A 19,887-nucleotide genomic window follows, 5' to 3' on the forward strand; every position below is an offset into this window, starting at 1 on the left:
CGTCATCTGTGAAAAAAGTCCTTAGTAAGCTAGCAAGCTTACTTTAATCTACCCAAATGATGCCGATATAAACAAAGCGGAGCACATTGGCCCATACATAATTGGTTTTTATAAAATGTAGATATAGAGAGATTGGAGAGGGCTTATCATGAAGATTAAAACAAGGTTCATTCTTGTCATGGCTGTACTGATTTTCTCCATTACAACAGTTGGTGTACAATCCAGCATTGCACTCAACAACACAGTCGAGAGGAACGATGAGCTAAAAAAGAAAACGGAAATGCAGGTATTGGGAAAGCATATTCAATTTTTGCTTGCGGGACTGTCCAACGATGAACGTGGGCTGCTGATGACAAGCGATATGGAATATGCCAAGGAAATGAAGAAGGAGACGGATGACCTTCAGGCAACTGTACAGAAAATGAAAAAGTTGGCCAGCACTTCGGCCGAAAAAGAAATGATCGATGAAATGAGTTACAATCTTGAGAAATACTGGGCGTTGAACCAATCCATCATCAAAAACGTGCTGGATGACAATGAGAGGGCACAGAGGATTCATTTTACCGAGGAAACCTCTTTACGGAAGGAAGTCGTCGAGCCATCCATCAATAAATTGGTCGAGGAGCTGGATAAGCAGGTTGCCGAATTGAAAGATGAACTTGGCAGCATGGCGAGAATTAGCCAGATTGTCATCATTTCCATTAATGTGATTGCTACAGTCATTGGCCTGGTTTTAGGATACGTGCTGCTCAGATCGATTTTTAAGCCTCTTAATGAAATCAATCGCCAGATGGAAGAGGTGGCACGCGGAGATGGTGATTTAACTAAGCAAATCAGCGTCCGCCGCAAGGATGAATTTGGGGATCTCGCACAGTCTTTCAATGCATTCATCACCTCAATACGAGGCGTAATCAAACAGATTAGCGAATCCTCAGAACAGGTTGCTGCTTCATCTGAAGAGTTCTCGGCAAGCGCCGAACAGTCAAAAGTCACTTCTGAGCAAGTATCAGCTGCAATGCAGGAAATTTCGGCGAGTACGAACCACCAGAGTGACATGACAGAACAAAGCACTGTTGCAGTCCGTGAATCGCTTGAAGGACTCGTGACCATTTCGGCAAGTACACAGGAACTGGCTGACAAGACAGTTACCGTAAAAGAACAGGCTGAAAAAGGAGCACAATCCGTCTCTGAAATCGTTGTCCAGATGGAGTCAATCCATCACTCTGTTGAAGCCGCCGATAAAGGCATCAATTCACTGGCGTCAACAGCTAGTAAAATTGGCAATATCACGGGCCTCATCAACGAAATAGCCGGACAAACCAATCTGCTCGCCTTGAATGCAGCCATTGAAGCCGCGCGTGCTGGTGAGCATGGTAAAGGATTTGCGGTCGTTGCGGAAGAAGTAAGGAAACTCGCCGAACAATCCAGCAAATCAGCCAACCAGATACAGGATTTGATCACAAGCATCCAGGGTGAGTCAAGTGACACCGTCCAATCCATCCAGACAGTAAAAGAAACTGTTTCACACGGAATTGTACTGAGCGATGAAACAGCGACTCAATTCAAGGAAATACGCTCACTCATTCTGCAGGTCTCTTCGCAAATTCAGGAAATCGCCGGCACGACCAGGAACCTCTCCACTGGTTTCGAGCAGGTAGCAGGATCAATCGAAGAAATCTCCGGAATCATGAAAAATACATCCGATAACACCATCGCTGCCGCTGCTTCAACAGAAGAACAGCTCGCCTCCATGGAAGAAATCCTCAACAGTGCCAACTCTCTCTCAAAGCTGGCCGAGGATCTTCAGACGATGGTGCATCGATTTAAGATTTAGTGTGTAAAACCGCTGCCAAAGCAGCGGTTTTTTTAATATAACCAAGATAAAGACTCAGTGGCAGTATTTTTTCTGGCAAAAAGGGATCCTAAGGGCGAAACTAGTAGGGTTTAAGTTCTTGCCTTCAGTATCAGGATATTCCACCAATCCGATTAGGAGCTCCAATACCCTACTCTTGGTCCAGGAGGAATTAGTGCCTGGCTTATAGAAATTAAGACCTAATGCAATAAAATCACTCCAAAATATAAATGGAGAAATAATTAGAATGGTTAGGAGATTTTATAATGTCCTGCTGGGAAACGAAAATAATTGAAACTGCCCGAGGCAACTTTGAGGTTTTTGTTAAAGGAGAAGGGCATCCGATTTGCGTAACTCATCATTATTCAGAGTTCAACGCCACAGGTGATTACTTCGCCGATTCCTTTACAGATAACCATAAAGTCTACCTTGTGAATTTAAAAGAAGCAGGAAACTCAAGCAAGGCAAACGCGGCTCATGAGTTAAGTATGTTTGATGCTGTTTACGACCTCGAAGCAATCCGAGTGGAGCTGGGTTATTCCAAGTGGAGCTTTGCCGGGCATTCTACTGGAGGTATGATAGGCGTCATTTACGGAATTCATTTCTCAAATTCTCTTGCTTCACTCATAATTGTCGGATCTGCCGCCAGGCAATATGCTAATTCATCCTCAAAGTGCATCTATCATCCAGACCACCCGCGTTTCGACCGAATGCAGCAACTTATTGAGATATTAAAACGCTCTGATTTATCACCCGGGGAAAGAGAGCAGTTTTCCAGGGAAAGAACTAAGCTATCTCTTTTTCATCCACATAAGTATGAAGAGTACTTTTCATTAGGCATTCACAAAAAAATCTCTTCCGCAAGAATGAACTTTTTTATCAGGGAACAAATGATTTTCGATGTAACCCGTGAATTAGGAAAAATCACAACTAATACTCTAATTATATGTGGCTGTCACGATGTACAATGTCCCCTTCCTTTCTCCATAGAAATGAATGAGTTAATACCAAAATCACAACTTATTATTTTTAATGAAAGCAACCATTATCCTTTCCTGGAAGAGAGGTTGGTTTTTAGACAAACTGTCTTAGCTTACTTGGAAGATGCCCTTTCTTATTAACTGACAAGGCTGTTACAAAACGTTACTAAAACGTGAAAGACACTCAGCTGGAAAGGGAACAGATGAAAAAAATTAATTCTATTCTTATATTAATCGCTTTGCTTGTTACTACTGGATGTCAGCCTAAATAACAGAAGAACAAGCGAGATTGATTGTAATCAAACATCACACCAATGAAAATGGAAAGGCAGAGATTATTTCTGTAATTCACAAAAATAATGATTATATTGTGAAGTGGGAGAAAAAGGATAACTGCGAGAGAGGGATCAACAATATTAATGGCCAGAATGGAGAAGTGGGAAAGGGTGAGGCTTCAATTTGCTAGGTTTATATATCTTTTATATATAAGAAGCACTATAAAAAATAACAGACTTTTTCATAGGAATATCAGCCATTCTAAGGGGGGAATTTCCATTTTTAAAACAATTATAAAATATATAGATCGGCAGTATAAAACGCCACAAGGAATCATAGGTGCATTTATTGGTGAAAAAATGGTAGAGCAGCACAAGACTGAAACAAATTGGTCATTAGAGCTGATGAACATTCACCAGGGAGACAGGATTTTAGAGTTAGGCTGCGGGGCAGGTTATGCCATAAAATTAATTTCAGAAAAGAATTTAGCTGAAGAAATAGTCGGTTTGGACATTTCCCCAACAATTATTAGATCTGCAAGAATCAGAAACAAAAAGGCAATTATCAAAGAGAAAGTAAAACTAGTGAAGGCAAATCTTAATAAATTGCCCTTTCGAGATGAGAATTTCAACACGGTATTTAGTATCCAAACTATTTATTTTTGGACTGATGCAGCCTCGACAATTTCAGAAATCTTTAGGGTCCTGAAGCCGGAAGGAGTTGTAATCCTTACTTTTTCTGACGGGAAAGAGGATGAAACTTGGGAAGGCATAAAAGGTATTACTAGAAATCAAGTAATTCCATATATGAAGGAAGCGGGATTTAGGAACGTTTCTATAGTCAGAGGTCCGGATTCAAGAGGGTATCATACCGTTGCGGTTAAGGGAACTAAGTAAATGATAAATGAGGAGCGATGATCCAGGAAGGTTTCCGCAATATTTAATGGATGTCGTCATTGAGCAACGATGAAGATTAGGTAAAGAAACATGTTTTCAACATAAAGAACTGGCTTTTACACATCTTTATGTGCAAAAGCCGAAAGTGAAACCCGATTTGAAGAGCTTAAAGTGTGACTGCCTGGATTTTAAGGATTAATCGTATATTACAGCTTTTCCCTGTTCACGTAACTTTTTTAACGATGCAAGCATATGATTTATCTCTTCATCGGAATGTCTTTCCCATGAACTTAATTCCGCTACTATTTTCAAAGGAGATTTAGATCTATAAGAACGTGTTGGGTTGCCAGGGAATTTTTTGTCTGTTAAGTTCGGATCATTTTCAAAATCACCTAATGGTTCTACTATAAAAATTCTTTCTTTTGATTTTGATGTGGCTAATTCAGCACCCCATTTAGCTGCATCCAATGTTGCAGTAAAGTATATAAAGTTGGATTTCTTATCTTGGTAATTTGATAAGTGTTGTGGTTCTAATAAATCACCGATTTTTAATGCCGCTTTAGTACCATGAAGAAAAGGACCATTATCCAAGACATCTTTTTTGTCATCCATACTGATACACCTCGTATATTTTTAGATTTGTGTATAACAGTATATTATTGGAATTACAAAAAGAGTAGTCTATAAATTATTTGTAAATAGATGTACAATGTAAGTAGAGGGAATGATATCGAGCGACAATTATGTATTAATATAGACTCACCATTTTGGGTTGTTGCTGATTTTTGGAATGGCATATGGTTTTCTGCTTGTAAGCATGGGGTGCGTTGATCCAGAAGGATTGACCGCCTTTTTTGTTTAAATCATTATTGATCAAACGGAGCAGTAATGCGAATAAACTTTTTTGTTATTCCATACGTATATATACCCAAACTGTGAAACGAACATAAGAGGAGAGTTAACCAGCTAATTTTTTCGAAATAGCGTTCGAACATAACAATCTTATCATCCAAATTCAAGGTGGCCTTCTTCAAACGTGTGTATCCATTCATACATTTAACAGTATCTCCGTGGAGTTATTATAGTGATGGCGAAATGAGTCTAAATAGCAGGATATCATTTCTATTTCTGTCAGAGCTAATCATGAATGGTATCCTAAGATAGAATGAGTCTATTAAAGGGTGTTGTCGATGGAATACATACTTTATCTTCTTCTGGGCGGATTCATCAGCGTGCTTTCAGGTTTTTTCGGCGTGGGCGGAGGTTTTATCCTGACACCGATTTTACTGTTGATTGGCTTTTCACCGCTAGAAGCGATCACGACCAGCTTGTTTTTCACTGTGGGTACATCGATTTCGGGGATTACCGCGCATATTCGCATGAAAAACATCCTCTGGAAAGAGGGATTAATCATGGGACTAAGCGGTATTGTGGCTACGCAGGTGGCCAGGCCGCTTGTCTATACATTGGAAGAGCGGGGATGGGATGAAGTTGTCATTCCGTTCCTCTATATTATCTTGCTTGCTTATTTTGCGGTAAAAATGATTCGACAGGGGTACAAGAAAGACGAAGAGAGTCCTGCTCCAGCCAGTTTTTCGCTGCCTAAGCTTTTGGAGGTAGGCTTTGTAGGAGGTTTTGTCTCGGCTTCGCTTGGAGTGGGAGGCGGATTCATCATCGTTCCGCTCATCATTACCTCGCTTGGGTTCAATCCGAAAAAGGCAGTTGGTACCAGTCTGTTTGCTGTACTGCTAATTGTCACGGTTGGATTCACTTCTTATGCGGTGAACACGGAGATCGATTACTTCATTGGCCTTATGCTGGTTGCGGGCGCGCTTGCAGGGTCACAGTTCGGTGCAAGGATGACTGCTCATTTTGAAAACAGGGAAATGAACGCGATGCTCGGAATCCTTTATCTAGTCACACTGGCAGGAGCAGTTCTGAAGCTCGTTGGCCTGAACAAGGCAGGCCTGCTTATCATGGGCGTGTTCATTGTCTATTTCTTTGCAAGGTCTATAGGTAAAATTAAAACAAAAATGGCAATGAAAGAAGGCTGACCTGCTCAGCCTTTTTCTAATTACGCCTCTGATGTAAGAGGATGCTTAATGTAGGGCAGAAACTCCAGCCCTGCTCTGCTTTTTACAAATAACGCTCCTTCACGTTTAAAAGGGACGGAAGTATATTTCAAATCTTTATAGTCCGGTGTGTAATGGAATACAACTTTTCCTGGAGGAAGGATGCTTTCAATTTTCACAGGCATGGCTGCTAATGACATCATACAGATGGATCACATCGTTTTCCCTTGTGAATATCACAATGGCGTCAGCCTCAGGATGGTAGTATAGATGGTCAGGAAAAACACTCAGGATATGGAACATGGTAATCCCGCTGGAGTTGGCTGTTGCAAATGCCTGCGAAACTGGTGCTCTGCCATGAACGATTTTCTCAATTTGCCTAAGGTCCTTATGAATCTCCAATTTCCTTAATTCTCGGCGGTCTTTACCAGATGAAACAATTGTTGAATACTGATGTTCCTCAACTTGTTTAAACCCAAACTTTGGGTAAAAATCGAGCACGCTGTCATTGGCGAACAAGTATATGTAATCATACTTTCCCTCGTATGCCTTCAAAACATGGTTCATCAGGCTGGCAGCGAGGCCTCTGTTACGGAAATCCGGATGAGTCATCACGGTACCAATCTGCAGGGCTTTATGGCTTTTTCCAGCAATGATCATGTTAAGTTCATTGACCGAGACATTGGCAACTACCTGGCCGCTGAGTACGTATGAAAAAGGAATATATCGATCATCCCAAAAACCTTTTTCATGCCAGCTGCTAAAATCAATGCCGAAAATGTCAGCGGCAAGCTGGATGAAGCTTTTCCTCAAAACTTCATTCTCGCGATAATGACTTACTAGCTTCATATATCAAAACTCCTGTCTCTCGAAGCAAACATATAGGTTTTATGATGGAATCGGATGCCATAAATCAGCCCCATTGCCAGCATATTGCCCATCAGTGAGCTGCCGCCATAACTGATGAATGGCAGAGGGATCCCCGTAATCGGCAGCAGCTGGATCGTCATCCCGATATTCTGGAAGACATGAAATGTGATCATACTGATGACGCCGGAACTGATATAGGTATTGAAAGGGTCGTTCGTATCCAGTGCTGTTTTTGTTAGATGATAGATTAGCAGGAAGTACAGGCTGATGACCACACTGCCCCCTATAAAGCCGAACTCCTCCCCGATAACGCTGAAAATGAAGTCAGTATGGCTTTCCGGAATATAGACTTCACTGCCGTTGATTCCTTTTCCGGTCAGCATGCCGGAACCAATTGCACTAAGGGACTTTAATAGATGGTACCCATATTCAGGATAGCTTTCAGGATCCAGCCAGGCGTAGATTCGCCCGAACTGATACGTTTTTACCCCTAAGTACTTTTTCAGGATTTCTGGCTTCCAGATGACCAAGTACAGTATGCCGGCTCCCAGTGCAGCTCCTCCGCCATAGAGTGGCAGGATGATTTTCCAGGTGATGCCTGAAACAAGAATGATTCCAGTGAAAATCGCAAGTATGACAAGTGAGGTACCCAGGTCAGGCTGCATCATGATCATCCCAAGCGGAAGGGCGGTTATGGAACCAAGCTTGATGAATAAAAGGAAATCTGTTTGATGTGTCTTTTTCGGATGGTTTCTATGATGGGCATAAATCGTGCTGCTCAAGGCAAGAATCAGAAATACTTTCATGAATTCAGATGGCTGAATTGAACCGAATGGCTCGATGAAAAACCAGCTTTTAGCCCCGTTTCGTTCTTCGGCAATGCTTTCAGGAGCGAAGAACAGGAAGACGAGCAGGAAGACTCCGAAGCCGTACAGATACCATGCTAACTTGCGGTATTGTTCGCTGTCGAACATCATTACCATAGCGATAATACCAGTCCCGACGACATACCAGAATATCTGCTTGTATAAGAAATTTTGACCGGCATACTGCCCCGTCTGCTGGGCGCTGTATATAGCGATGCAGCTGGTGAGAAAAAACAGCAATAAGAGGAGTGTCAGCGTCCAATCAAATCTGTCGGATTTTTTAATCGAATTATCCATTTTTACTCCCTGTCCATTTTACATTGTTATTTATCAGCAGGAATGAGTATCTTTGCCTGCTGGTCCTACCATTTTATGCAGCAGGAGAAGGATTATCCTTGCGATTCCTGTTAAGGTAATATATTCCTCAAAATAATAGACGATTGAAAGGAAAGAATAGTTTCTTTTTACAGCTGGATTCTTTTCATGGAATATGTTGATAATAATTATGTTTTTGAAGAGTCGGAATAAGATATTTTCAGCCGTTTTTGTTAGAATGGAAGGAGTGTTATTTGTACGGAGCCGCTGGCAATTTTCAGCTGAGAAATTTTCCGGGAGGTTTTGCCATTGAAAAAGAACCATCCTTATAGCAGGGATCTACTATATGTCCATTTAAACGAACGGGACCAGTATGTGCTCTCGCATGGAATTGAATTCCATGAATTTGCCAGGTCATTGGCTGATTCGCTTAATCACCTTCTATTATTGAAGCATCGATATGAGGATGGTGAATTCAACAGACATACTTTATTTGAGTATGTACCTGAAGACAGTGTTGAAAAGCTGGTTGGCGCAAATGTACATACTGGGGATTTTTGCTGGATTGATTTTGAGGAAGTGGAAGCACTGAATGTGTTGTCGCCTCAGGAAATTGCTGAACTTCTTTATCTCGGGCATATCAAGCATCATTTAAAGCTGCCCTTTTACAACCAGCTTAACAATCGTTTTGTTTATCTATCCAATGAGGATGGCTGGTTTAATAAAACGTATTACCGAAATTTCAATGACTTTTTCCGGATGCTCGGCATTGTCCTGTCTGGAAAGCTCGGTGAAATGAAACCTGAAAAAAGTCTGCTTGGGATCAGGAGGAAAAAGGCTTATCCATCCGTAAGCAAGGAAATTTTGAAATCGCTGATACCGGCACTAAAGGAAGGTGCAGTATTTTCGCTGAAAAACATTCAGCAAAATCGCAACAGAATTGAAGTGCCGATTTGGATTATCGGGGATTTCGCCAACATGGATGACATGCATGATGAATATAAAGAAGCAAGCCGGAACCTTCCGGACGGCAGACTTATATTCGATAAGAAGCTTAAGGAATGGAGCTTGCTAGCACAATAAGTCGAAAAAAGAAAGTTTTTGCAGTTAGTTTTGGCAAATCGTGTATAATGGGTTGTAGCGGAAAATTACATAATTGAAATGATCAGGTGTCTTTTAAAACAAGACTTAATAGGGAAGTTGGTGAAAATCCAATGCGGTCCCGCCACTGTAAATGGTAGCAAGCTGCAATTGGCCACTGTACAAATGTACGGGAAGGCGCAGCGAGCTATGACCATGAGCCAGGAGACCTGCCTGTCCATTGCACCACACAACCTACGAGGATAGGGAGGTGCCGACAGGCTTTATGTCTTTATAATGATAAAAACATTTGCTTACTCGGACATCTCCCCTTCTGGTGGAGATGTTTTTTTATTAAAATCTTTTGATAGTGGCCTGGGATGATGTTTGAAAGCAAAGAGCCTCGAACAATCACCACCCATCTAACAAAGCTGATTGAAAAATGGAGGAGAAGAAATGAAGAAGTTATGGATGTTATTGATGGCAGCTGCCATGATTCTCGCTGGCTGCGGTACAGAAGCACAGCCTGAAAAAAAGGAAGGCGAAAAAACTGCACAGGAACAGAAGACAGGATTCCCAGTAACCGTAAAAGACGCACTGGATGAAAAAGTTGTCATTGAAGAAAAGCCTGAGAAGATTATTTCCCTGATTCCGAGCAACACAGAAATCGTTTATGCGCTTGACAGCGGGGAGGCAATTGTTGGTGTCACCGATTTCGACAATTACCCAGAGGAAGCTATGTCTAAGGAAAAAGTCGGCGGTATTGAATTCAATATTGAAAAAATGATTTCGCTGAAACCAGATCTTGTCCTTGCCCCCGGGTCTACCGCGGACACTGCGAAAGAAGGTCTTCAGCAATTAAAGGACGCAGGTATTGATGTTGTCGTTGTAAACGATGCGCAGTCATTTGAAGAAGTTTATCAATCGATTGAGATGGTTGGAAAAGCGATTGGTGAACCTCAAAAAGCAGCTGAGCTAGTGGACTCAATGAAAAACAGCTTTGCAGAACTGAAGAAGAAAGCTGAGGCAATCAAACCAGAAGAGCAAAAGACAGTATTTGTAGAAGTCTCTCCTGCGCCGGAAATCTATACAGCCGGCAAAAATACCTTTATTAATGAAATGCTTGAGTTGATTGGCGCGAAGAATGCTGCCGGCGATATGGAAGGCTGGCCGAAGGTGGACCCTGAAGCCATCATTGAGCGTAATCCGGATGTCGTTGTGACAACCTATGGATATTACACAGAGAAGCCAGTTGAGCAAGTGCTTACCCGGCAAGGCTGGAACAATGTAAAAGCGGTCAAGGACCAGCAGGTATATGATGTCCATTCCGACCTCGTAACCCGTTCAGGCCCAAGGCTTGCTGAAGGAGCAGAGGAGCTTGCAAAAGCCATTTACCCGGACGTTTTTAAATAATAAAAGTTTAGCATATATCGTTGCAGCGGCATTCTTAATTATATCCATGCTGCTGGGCATATCAATCGGAACCGTTTCCATCCCTGTACCTGCCATTGTTAAAATCATTGCTGCTGAAATTTTCCGCTTTCAGGGACATGGAATCGATCCGATGCATGCAAGTATTGTCATGGAAATCAGGCTGCCGCGCGTGCTGCTGGCGGGACTCGTCGGCGCCTCATTGGCGATTGCCGGTGCCGCGTTCCAGGGTCTGCTGCGAAATCCGCTTGCAGATCCTTATACACTCGGGATTTCATCAGGAGCATCTATAGGGGCTGTCATAACGCTTTTCTTTGGCATTTCCTTGCCGCTGATCGGTGCTTACACACTGCCGGTGCTTAGCATTTTATTCGCATTCGGCACGATTTTGTTTGTGCTGTTTTTTGCCCGGAAAGTCGACAGACTGCTCAGGGTGGAAACAATCATTCTGACCGGAATTATCTTAAGCTCATTTCTGGGCTCGTTCATTTCTTTGATGATCGCCCTCTCTGGCGAAGAACTGCGGCAAATCATCGGCTGGCTGCTTGGCAGTGTGTCAATGCGCGGCTGGGAATACGTTAAAATTATTTTTCCGTTCTTTATAATTGGGTTGGTGATTCTGCTTGCCAACACAAGAGAGTTGAATGCGATGTCCTTTGGAGAGGAAAGAGCACAGCATCTTGGTGTCAATGTAGAACGCCGGAAGCTTTTGATTTTGCTGTCTGGTTCGCTTTTAACCGGATCGGCCGTCGCAGTATCAGGAACGATCGGCTTTGTCGGACTTGTCATTCCGCATCTGACAAGGACTGTCTGGGGCCCAGACCATCGCCACTTGCTGCCGCTATCCATCCTGATTGGCAGCGGCTTCCTGATTATCGCAGACCTTATATCACGGACGATTATCGCGCCTTCGGAATTGCCGATAGGCGTGATTACAGCATTAACCGGTGCTCCGGTTTTTGCATTTATTTTAATGAAAAATCGCAGGGAAAGAAGTGCTGGCCGATGATCACAGTGAGGAGTTTAACAGGCGGATATGCAGGCGGCGAAGTCCTGAAGGAAATCAGTTTTGAGGTGGGCAAAGGGGAATTGTTCGGCATCCTCGGCCCAAATGGCAGCGGAAAGACCACGCTGTTAAAAATGATTAGCGGGGCACTGGGTTTTTCAGCGGGAATCATTGAGCTCGACGGACGTCCTTTGACTCAGTATACCCCTAAACAGCTTGCCAGAATGATGGCAGTCCTGCCTCAGCATTCTGACCAGGCCTTCCCATATAGTGTAAAAGAGACCGTATCGCTTGGCCGTTATGCACATCAGAAAGGATGGTTCCACAGCTGGAGTGAGGAAGATGAGCAGATTGTACTGAAGGTGATGGACCAGACAGGAATCACCTTTTTACAGGAAAAATCGATCGTTGAGCTATCCGGCGGCGAAAAACAGCGGGTCTATCTTGCGCAGGCACTGGCGCAGCAGCCAAGGATCCTGCTGCTTGATGAACCGACAAACCATCTGGATCTAAGCTTTCAAAAAGAACTCCTGGATCTTCTGAAAAAATGGGCAATCGAAGAGGGGTTGACGGTCGTCTCGATTTTCCACGATTTGAACCTGGCCTCACTATATTGTGACAGACTGCTTTTGATGGAAAATGGCGAGGTATTGATTGTTGATACTCCTGCTGAGGTTTTAAAAGAAGAGCGCATTAAGAGCGTCTATAAGACGCAGATTAAAAACCATCCTCATCCCGAAATCGCCAGGCCGCAGCTATTGCTTGTTCCTGAATCGGACAGAGGTCAAGAGGGTGACTTCAAAATAGACTTCAGGTTTCTCGATGTTGGTCAAGACCGGATTGTAATGCAGATACCGGTGAAGTTGAGGACGATGTCTTCAGGAATCACCGGTGCAGGGATTGGCTGGCACAATTCCTTTGTGCATAGAGTTGTCCCGATGGAATATGATTGCAGTGACCATAAGGCAGAAATGGCTGCGTTTTTACAGGGAAATGGCTATCTGCCGAGCGAGACCGTTGCGATGATGACTGCTGTCCCGGCAGCAACCACCTCCATCAGACTTTTTGAGGCCGGTGAACTATCCATTTTTATTATTGTCTCCGCAGGCAATACACATTATGATAGCCCGCGTAATATCAATACCTGGCTGTTTATCAATGGAAGGATTTCTGAAGAAGCTTTTATCCAGAGCGCGATGACAGCTGCCGAAGCGAAAATGAGTGCTCTGCAGGAGTTGGAAGGCAGCCGGGTAAATACAGCGGATCCGGCAGTTGGCATTTCGACTGACAGTATCTGTATCGCTGCACCCCAGCAGGGCGAAGAGATATCCTATGCTGGCACCGCCTCGCCGCTAGGCAAGCTCATTAGCGAGGGAATCTACACCTGTACAAAAGAAGCGATTTTAAACTACCGAGCTGACAAAGCTGCTTTTAAACATTCATGAAGGAAACATGGTCCCCCATCTCGAATGTATCCCTTAGAGGTGATCATGATGGAATTGAAAATGGGTTATGTCATTTTATATGTCGCCGACCTAGAAAAAACCAAGCATTTCTACGGCGAGCTGCTAGGCCTTAAACTTCGTAACGAATTTGGGACCTACATTGAATATGAAACAGGCAACACGGTACTGTCGATGAACACCAGGGAGAGCGGACGAGAAATTACGACCTTGCCAATCCCCGAAGGAGTAAGGAAAGAACAAACCTTTGAGCTTGGATTTGTAACAGAAGATGTTCCGGGTGCAGTAGAAAAGCTGAGGGCTGCAGACGTTCCAATCCTGCTCGAGCCGACAGAAAAGCCATGGGGCCAGGTTGTTGCCTATGCGGCTGATCCTGATGGGCATTATATTGAAATATGTACACCTATTGGGTAAAAAACCATTCCTGCAGCTGATTTGGCTGCAGGAATTTTTTTTGCCCTGATAACGGGTGACGGCGGGCTTGTTTACACCTGAAATTGTAGCACAACTGCGAAGAAAGGCTCTACAGGTCCGAATGGAGAAAGAAGCTGTGAAAAGGTCACATAGAAAAGTTCAATAAGCCCAAATGGAGGATGAAGCGGTGAAAAGGTCACATAGAAAAGTTCTATAAGCCCGAATGGAGAGTGAAGTCGTAAAAAGGTCACATAGAAAGATTCTATAAGCCCGAATGGAGAGTGAAGTCGTAAAAAGGTCACATAGAAAGATTCTATAAGCCCAAATGGAGAGTGAAGTCGTAAAAAGGTCACATAGAAAAGTTCTAAAAGCCCAAATGGAGGATGAAGCAGTGAAAAGGTCGTATAGAAGCGTTCTATAAGCTTGAATTAAGGGTGGAGGCAGAAAAAAGTCACATAGAAAAGGTCTAAAAGCCCAAATGGAGGATGAAGCGGTGAAAAGGTCACATAGAAAAGTTCTAAAAGCCCGATAGGAGAGTGAAGTCGTAAAAAGGTCACATAGAAAGATTCTATAAGCCCAAATGGAGAGTGAAGTCGTAAAAAGGTCACATAGAAAAGTTCTAAAAGCCCAAATGAAGGATGAAGCGGTGAAAAGGTCGTATAGAAAAGTTCTATAAGCCCGATTGGAGAGTGAAGTCGTAAAAAGGTCACATAGAAAGATTCTATAAGCCCTATCGGAGAGTGAAGTTGTAAAAAGGTCACATAGAAAGATTCTAAAAGCCCAAATGGAGAGTGAAGTCGTAAAAAGGTCACATAGAAAAGTTCTAAAAGCCCAAATGAAGGATGAAGCGGTGAAAAGGTCACATAGATAGATGCTTTGCGGCCAGTCTGGATTGGAGCCAAGGAAAAGGTACTATAAAAAGGTTCTTGTAAGATAATGCAGGGTATTCCTAGTGCTATTTTACATTTTAAGGTTATTAAAATGTAATGAGAAAAACAGAGGAATTGGTCGAATAACGAAGAAAACTTGATGTAGCACCGCTTACAAGCCTGTTTGCCTGTTCTTAAAATTATGTTATGATAAATTCTGTTTGTAACGGACCCGGCTTGCTTGAGAGTAGGAAGCCACACAATCATTTTAAGGGGTGTTTACTTGAATACTAATACAATTAAAGAACAATGGTTTGCCAACGTGAAGGGGGACATCCTTTCGGGTATTGTCGTTGCGCTTGCTTTGATTCCGGAAGCGATCGCTTTTTCGATTATTGCTGGTGTTGATCCAATGGTAGGGCTTTACGCCTCATTCGCTATTGCTGTGACAATCGCGTTCGTGGGCGGACGCCCTGGAATGATTTCAGCAGCGACTGGTGCAATGGCACTGGTGATGGTGACACTTGTTGCGGACCATGGATTGCAATATTTAATGGCAGCTACGATTTTGACAGGAATCCTGCAGATTCTGTTCGGTGCGTTAAAATTAGCGCGCTTCATGAAGTTCATTCCGCGTTCCGTCATGATTGGATTCGTGAATGCACTGGCCATCTTAATTTTTATGGCGCAGCTTGAACAGTTTGTTGATGCTACATGGGTCATGTATGCAATGGTAGCGGGGGCGCTTGGAATCATTTATCTTTTCCCGCGCCTCACCAAAGCAGTTCCGTCACCGCTTGTGGCGATTATTGTGATTACCGTAATTGCTCTAATGACAAAAAGTGATGTCAGAACTGTTGGGGACATGGGGAATCTTACGGCTGCATTACCTTCTTTCCTGATTCCTGATGTGCCATTCAATCTCGAAACGTTAAAGATCATTTTCCCATATTCATTGGCTTTGTCGATTGTCGGCTTGCTTGAATCTTTGCTGACTGCATCAATTGTCGATGATATAACGGATACTTCAAGTGATAAAAATAGAGAAAGCCGCGGCCAGGGAATTGCGAATATCGTTGCTGGATTGTTCGGCGGCATGGCAGGCTGCGCCATGATCGGCCAGTCTGTCATCAATGTGAAATCTGGCGGCAGGGGCAGATTGTCAGCTTTCGTAGCTGGTACATTCCTGATGTTTCTGATAATAGTTTTAGGGAATATCGTGGTGCAAATTCCCATGGCAGCCCTGGTCGGTGTCATGATCATGGTTTCAATTGGAACATTCGACTGGTCGTCGATCAAAGGCATGGCAAAGACTCCCGTTACAGATTCAATCGTAATGGTTGTCACAACGGTTACGACTGTGTTCACCCATGACCTGTCAAAAGGTGTATTTGCCGGTATTCTCCTAAGTGCCATTTTCTTCGTAGCGAAGATTTCAAAGGTGAAGGTCACTTCCACCTTAGATGTGGCTATGGAACGCCGCACATATTTTATAACAGGACAAGTATTCTTCGCCTCTGTCACTGACTTGATTGAAGCATTCGATTTGAGAGAAACTGTAAAAGAAGTCGTGATTGATCTGACACATGCCCATGTTTGGGACGACTCAGCCGTTGCAGCAATTGATAGAATCGTCATCAAGTTGAGGGAGAACGGTACGTTCGTCCGTTTGCAAGGCTTGAATGAGCCAAGTTCTCATTTGATCGACAAACTGGCGGTTCACAAACAGGAAGGCGCAAAACTTTCAGGACACTAAAAATATTTTAAAGAAAGCACGTTGATGAATCAGCGTGCTTTCTTTAAATGTTAAATAATGGACGTTAAACTCAGGAGGAATGGCATTTTCAAAAAAACATGCTCGCTTCCAATGGTTCCGGGCATTCAGTCCGGGCAGGAAGAAAAGGCAGCAGAATTGGCCAAGCTTAGTAGTGATTGTGAAATAACTGTGTTTTATGTTATTGATGGGCAGACATTCAGGCAAGATGTTCTTCATAATCCAGATAGAGATGTAGTCGAGGAAAAAGAAAAGCAAGACATCAGCCGGTGACAAGCATGCTAGAAGAGGAAGGTTTGCTTCAAGTCTGTAAAGTTACTTGGTGAGCCAGGACTATCGATTGTTGACTATGCCAATAATAATGCATTCGATGTCGTTGTTGTTGGCAGTGTGGCCTGCAGGAAATTTTCCTCGAAAGCGTCAGCCAAAGCCGCAAAACGTGTAAAAGCACCTGTTTTGATCGTGAAATAACCAGCGTTCAGGAAAAACCTGAGCGTTTTTTCATGTTTTTTGGTGCTTTTGCCAAACCTTTCATTAACATAACAGAAGATTATTAAGTGTGATCCATTTAATATAGCGAGAATTTCATTTTTACAGCGGGAATCAGCTTTTTATAGCGAACTTTTCATTTTTATAGCGAATTGGAATTATCAATGATTTTTTCCAGTTTAAGCGTCGGAAATCCCGGCCTCGCCCGTTAATTTCAATCTACAAAGAAAAAAGCCTTTTAGTAAGTTGGTTATTTATACATTTACTTGTGCTGTATGGTGTTTGATCATTCACGGAATTATCAACCTATTCATATGGTATAATAGGCGCTTTCATCAGGAATGAATGTCTGTTGGAATTTTTATCATCCCCGCAGGTTTCATGCATGTAAAACAGGAAATAGTATAGCTGGAGAGTAAATATTAAATATTGATAACAATTCCTTAATTAAAATATAAAGTGGTAAAATAATAAGCGGATTGAATTTTATTGGAGGTCTATTTTTATGAAGACAAGAATAGGGCTGCTGTATGGCGGCAAATCGGCTGAACATAAAGTGTCGATGCAGACTGCATTGGCTGTGACAAAGGCATTGGATTTTGAAAACTATGAGATCTATCCTATATACATAACGGAGGAAGGGGAGTGGGTCAAGGGTCCACAGCTGAACGCACCTGCGGAGAACGTCAAGCAGCTGGAATTTGCGGATAACTCGAACCTTCCGACGCCTTCGTTTACACCTGCATTATTCCAGGCGGGCGGAGGGAACGACAGCAAAACACTTGATGTCATCTTCCCATTGCTTCATGGGCCGAACGGTGAGGACGGGACTGTTCAGGGGCTGCTTGAATTATTGAACCTGCCGTATGTCGGAAATGGCGTTCTTGCCTCATCGGCAGGAATGGATAAAATCGTTATGAAGAATATTTTCGCACAGGCTGGTCTGCCTCAGGTTGATTATGTGTCCGCCCTTCGCAGTGAATGGGAAAAGGACACCGAAAAAATATATGGTCTTGTTGAAGAAAGACTTGGTTATCCGTGCTTTGTAAAACCTGCAAACCTGGGCTCCAGCGTGGGTATCAGCAAGGCATCCAACAAGCAGGAACTTGAAGAGGCATTTAAAGAGGCGTTCCAATTTGATCGTAAAATCATCGTCGAACAGGGTGTCGTCGCTAGAGAAATCGAAATCGGTGTACTTGGTAACGATGAACCTGAATGCTCGGTAGTTGGTGAAATCGTGCCTAAGAAGGATTTCTATGACTATAAAGCGAAGTACGAAGATGGCGATACGGCGATGATCATCCCGGCTGAAATTACGGAGCAGCAATATGCTGACCTGAAGGAAATGGCCATAACCGCATTCAAGGCACTTGATTGCTCAGGCCTTGTCCGTGCCGACTTTTTCTTGACGAAAGATGGCCAGCTGCTTATTAATGAAGTCAACACAATGCCTGGCTTTACGCCTTTCAGCATGTTCCCGCTGCTATGGAAGCATACGGGCGTCGAATATCCGCAGTTAATCGAAAAACTGGTGAACCTCGGAATCGAACGACACGCTGAAAAGCAGAAGATCAAATATACCTTTTAACCTATAATCATCCAGGGTGACACGGCAGCCAGAGGCAAGGCCGTGTTCCTTTATTTAAGGATAAGGAAGTATAAATTTTTATTTGGAGAATTGTCTAGCTCCAGCGCCTGGTCCATCACGGTCCGCCCAATGAAGTTAAGACCACTTCACTGGTCCGCGTTCGTGCGCTTGTCGGTGCTGACCAAGGCGCTTGCGCTTTCTAACAGGAGGATATAATACTATGATCCAAAAAACTCTATCACAAATCGCTCAAATGGCGGGCGGCCTGAATGATATCAGCAAATTTGCCGATGTCGAAGTCAAAGGAGTTTCCATTGACACTCGTAAAATTGAAGCTGGCAATTTATTTGTTCCCTTTAAAGGTGTGCGCACAGATGGACATAAATTCGTAGCAGAGGCCATCCAGAATGGCGGAGCTTCTGCTGCCCTCTGGCAACAGGATGTACCAAATCCGCCGGAGGATTTGCCGGTTATCATCGTCGAAGATACAACGACTGCCCTCCAGGAGCTGGCAAGAAGCTACCGTAATTCGTTGGATATCAAGGTTGTCGGCATCACCGGCAGCAATGGAAAAACAACGACAAAGGACATGACAGCAAATCTGCTTGCCCAAAAATACAAGGTTCAAAAAACTGAGGGGAACTTCAATAACCATCTTGGACTTCCGCTTACACTTCTGCGTCTCCAAGAAGATACAGAAGTTGCCGTGCTTGAAATGGGCATGAGCAGCAAAGGTGAGATTGAGTTTTTAACAAAACTGGGCCGTCCGGATGCTGTGATCATCACAAATATCGGAGAATCTCACTTGCTTGACCTTGGTTCAAGGGAAGCGATTGCAGATGCGAAGCTGGAAATCATCAGCGGACTCCAGGAAAACGGACTGATCATTTTTCACGGAGATGAGCCGCTATTGCAGGAGAGGCTGCAGGATTACAAAGGAAATGGTGTCCTGAAAACCTTCGGCGCGAGCCAGGATAATGATTTGTATCCTGTAAAAATCGAACCGATGGAAAATGGCAACAAATTCACCACGAATATCGGCAGTGAAACTTATTATTTGCCGGTCCTTGGAAACCATAATATCCTGAATGCGCTGGCAGCCATGCTGGCAGCTGAATTTTTGGGCGTACCTTTTAATAAAATGAACGACGGTTTCGCAACCTTGAAGCTGACAAATATGAGGATGGAACTATCAGAGGGTGCCCATGGCGAAAAGATCATTAACGACGCCTACAACGCAAGTCCGACATCGATGAATGCGGCAATCGATCTTGTTGCCAATCTGTCAGGGTATAGCAGAAAAATCCTCGTCCTCGGTGACATGCTCGAGCTTGGGCCACTGGAGGAAGAGTACCATTACAAAGTAGGCACTTCACTCGATGCAGCTAAAATTGACTACGTGTTCACATACGGCAAGCTGAGCGAGTCAATAGCCAAAGGCGCAAAAGAAGTCCTTGGCGAAAACAGGGCATTTGCTTTCCAGGATAAACAGCAATTGAGCGATGAACTGAAAAAACACGTAACGGATGAAACAATCGTCCTTGTAAAAGCTTCACGGGGCATGGCACTTGAAGAAGTCGTGCAGGCCTTGCAGAAGTAATGATCGTCGAAAAGATGTCCATTCATCAGGACATCTTTTTGGTGTT

At 43.4% G+C, this 19,887-nt stretch carries 16 protein-coding genes, 1 pseudogene and 1 riboswitch; of the genes and pseudogenes, 14 read left to right on the top strand and 3 right to left on the bottom strand.

All coding sequences use genetic code 11. The annotated features are described in order from the left end of the window. Positions 1-148: 148 nt before the first annotated feature. From B5X77_RS01190 to B5X77_RS01200, 3 genes are all read left to right on the top strand, one after another. Complete coding sequence (locus B5X77_RS01190) at positions 149-1,834, top strand: methyl-accepting chemotaxis protein (RefSeq protein WP_079504333.1); 1,686 nt, start codon at positions 149-151, stop codon at positions 1,832-1,834. A gap of 284 nt (positions 1,835-2,118) precedes the next feature. Continuing rightward, positions 2,119-2,973 (top strand): alpha/beta fold hydrolase, encoded by an 855-nt coding sequence (locus B5X77_RS01195; protein WP_079504334.1) that lies wholly within the window; start codon positions 2,119-2,121, stop codon positions 2,971-2,973. Positions 2,974-3,251: 278 nt separating this feature from the next. Next, on the top strand, positions 3,252-4,004 hold the full coding sequence (locus B5X77_RS01200) for a class I SAM-dependent methyltransferase (RefSeq protein ID WP_257391690.1): 753 nt from the start codon (positions 3,252-3,254) through the stop codon (positions 4,002-4,004). A 195-nt stretch (positions 4,005-4,199) separates the two neighbouring features. Here the strand turns inward: B5X77_RS01200 and arr are convergent, their stop codons facing one another. Further along, complete coding sequence (arr, locus tag B5X77_RS01205) at positions 4,200-4,616, bottom strand: NAD(+)--rifampin ADP-ribosyltransferase (RefSeq protein WP_079504335.1); 417 nt, start codon at positions 4,614-4,616, stop codon at positions 4,200-4,202. Between the two features lie 578 nt (positions 4,617-5,194). Between arr and B5X77_RS01210 the strand changes: the two genes are divergently transcribed. Further along, a complete protein-coding gene (locus tag B5X77_RS01210) occupies positions 5,195-6,058 on the top strand; it encodes a sulfite exporter TauE/SafE family protein (protein WP_079504336.1) in 864 nt (287 codons plus the stop codon). Between the two features lie 186 nt (positions 6,059-6,244). Here the strand turns inward: B5X77_RS01210 and B5X77_RS01215 are convergent, their stop codons facing one another. Together B5X77_RS01215 and B5X77_RS01220 are read right to left on the bottom strand one after the other, a co-directional pair. Further along, complete coding sequence (locus B5X77_RS01215; protein WP_139378275.1) at positions 6,245-6,925, bottom strand: GNAT family N-acetyltransferase; 681 nt, start codon at positions 6,923-6,925, stop codon at positions 6,245-6,247. Beyond that, a complete protein-coding gene (locus tag B5X77_RS01220; protein ID WP_079504337.1) occupies positions 6,922-8,109 on the bottom strand; it encodes an FtsW/RodA/SpoVE family cell cycle protein in 1,188 nt (395 codons plus the stop codon). The genes B5X77_RS01215 and B5X77_RS01220 overlap by 4 nt, the downstream gene beginning before the upstream one ends. 327 nt (positions 8,110-8,436) lie before the next feature. On the opposite strand from B5X77_RS01220, the gene B5X77_RS01225 reads away from it, so the two are divergent. The 10 genes and pseudogenes from B5X77_RS01225 (at position 8,437) to B5X77_RS01270 (ending at position 19,841) form a co-directional block, all read left to right on the top strand. Then, the gene (locus B5X77_RS01225; protein ID WP_079504338.1) at positions 8,437-9,210 is read left to right on the top strand and encodes a hypothetical protein; all 774 of its coding nucleotides are present in this window, start codon (positions 8,437-8,439) and stop codon (positions 9,208-9,210) included. 67 nt (positions 9,211-9,277) lie between these two features. Next, positions 9,278-9,459: riboswitch (cobalamin riboswitch) on the top strand. Positions 9,460-9,663: 204 nt separating this feature from the next. Then, positions 9,664-10,620, top strand: a complete 957-nt coding sequence (locus tag B5X77_RS01230; protein ID WP_079504339.1) for an ABC transporter substrate-binding protein — start codon at positions 9,664-9,666, stop codon at positions 10,618-10,620. Beyond that, positions 10,586-11,647 (top strand): FecCD family ABC transporter permease, encoded by a 1,062-nt coding sequence (locus B5X77_RS01235; protein ID WP_079504340.1) that lies wholly within the window; start codon positions 10,586-10,588, stop codon positions 11,645-11,647. Before B5X77_RS01230 ends, B5X77_RS01235 begins: the two co-directional genes overlap by 35 nt. Then, positions 11,644-13,089, top strand: a complete 1,446-nt coding sequence (locus B5X77_RS01240) for an adenosylcobinamide amidohydrolase (protein ID WP_079504341.1) — start codon at positions 11,644-11,646, stop codon at positions 13,087-13,089. Before B5X77_RS01235 ends, B5X77_RS01240 begins: the two co-directional genes overlap by 4 nt. A gap of 48 nt (positions 13,090-13,137) precedes the next feature. Continuing rightward, a complete protein-coding gene (locus B5X77_RS01245) occupies positions 13,138-13,521 on the top strand; it encodes a VOC family protein (RefSeq protein ID WP_079504342.1) in 384 nt (127 codons plus the stop codon). A 1,152-nt stretch (positions 13,522-14,673) separates the two neighbouring features. Further along, complete coding sequence (locus B5X77_RS01250) at positions 14,674-16,146, top strand: SulP family inorganic anion transporter (RefSeq protein WP_079504343.1); 1,473 nt, start codon at positions 14,674-14,676, stop codon at positions 16,144-16,146. A gap of 57 nt (positions 16,147-16,203) precedes the next feature. Next, the gene (locus B5X77_RS01255) at positions 16,204-16,437 is read left to right on the top strand and encodes a hypothetical protein (protein WP_139378276.1); all 234 of its coding nucleotides are present in this window, start codon (positions 16,204-16,206) and stop codon (positions 16,435-16,437) included. 33 nt (positions 16,438-16,470) lie between these two features. Further along, positions 16,471-16,635, top strand: a pseudogene (locus tag B5X77_RS23945) (universal stress protein); the annotation flags it as partial. 523 nt (positions 16,636-17,158) lie between these two features. Further along, positions 17,159-18,241, top strand: a complete 1,083-nt coding sequence (locus B5X77_RS01265; RefSeq protein ID WP_079504346.1) for a D-alanine--D-alanine ligase — start codon at positions 17,159-17,161, stop codon at positions 18,239-18,241. A 220-nt stretch (positions 18,242-18,461) separates the two neighbouring features. Next, positions 18,462-19,841: a UDP-N-acetylmuramoyl-tripeptide--D-alanyl-D-alanine ligase gene (locus B5X77_RS01270; RefSeq protein WP_079504347.1), complete on the top strand. Its 1,380-nt coding sequence runs from the start codon at positions 18,462-18,464 to the stop codon at positions 19,839-19,841. Positions 19,842-19,887: the final 46 nt, after the last annotated feature.

The organism is Mesobacillus jeotgali, from assembly GCF_900166585.1.
GTDB lineage: Bacteria > Bacillota > Bacilli > Bacillales > Cytobacillaceae > Mesobacillus > Mesobacillus jeotgali_A.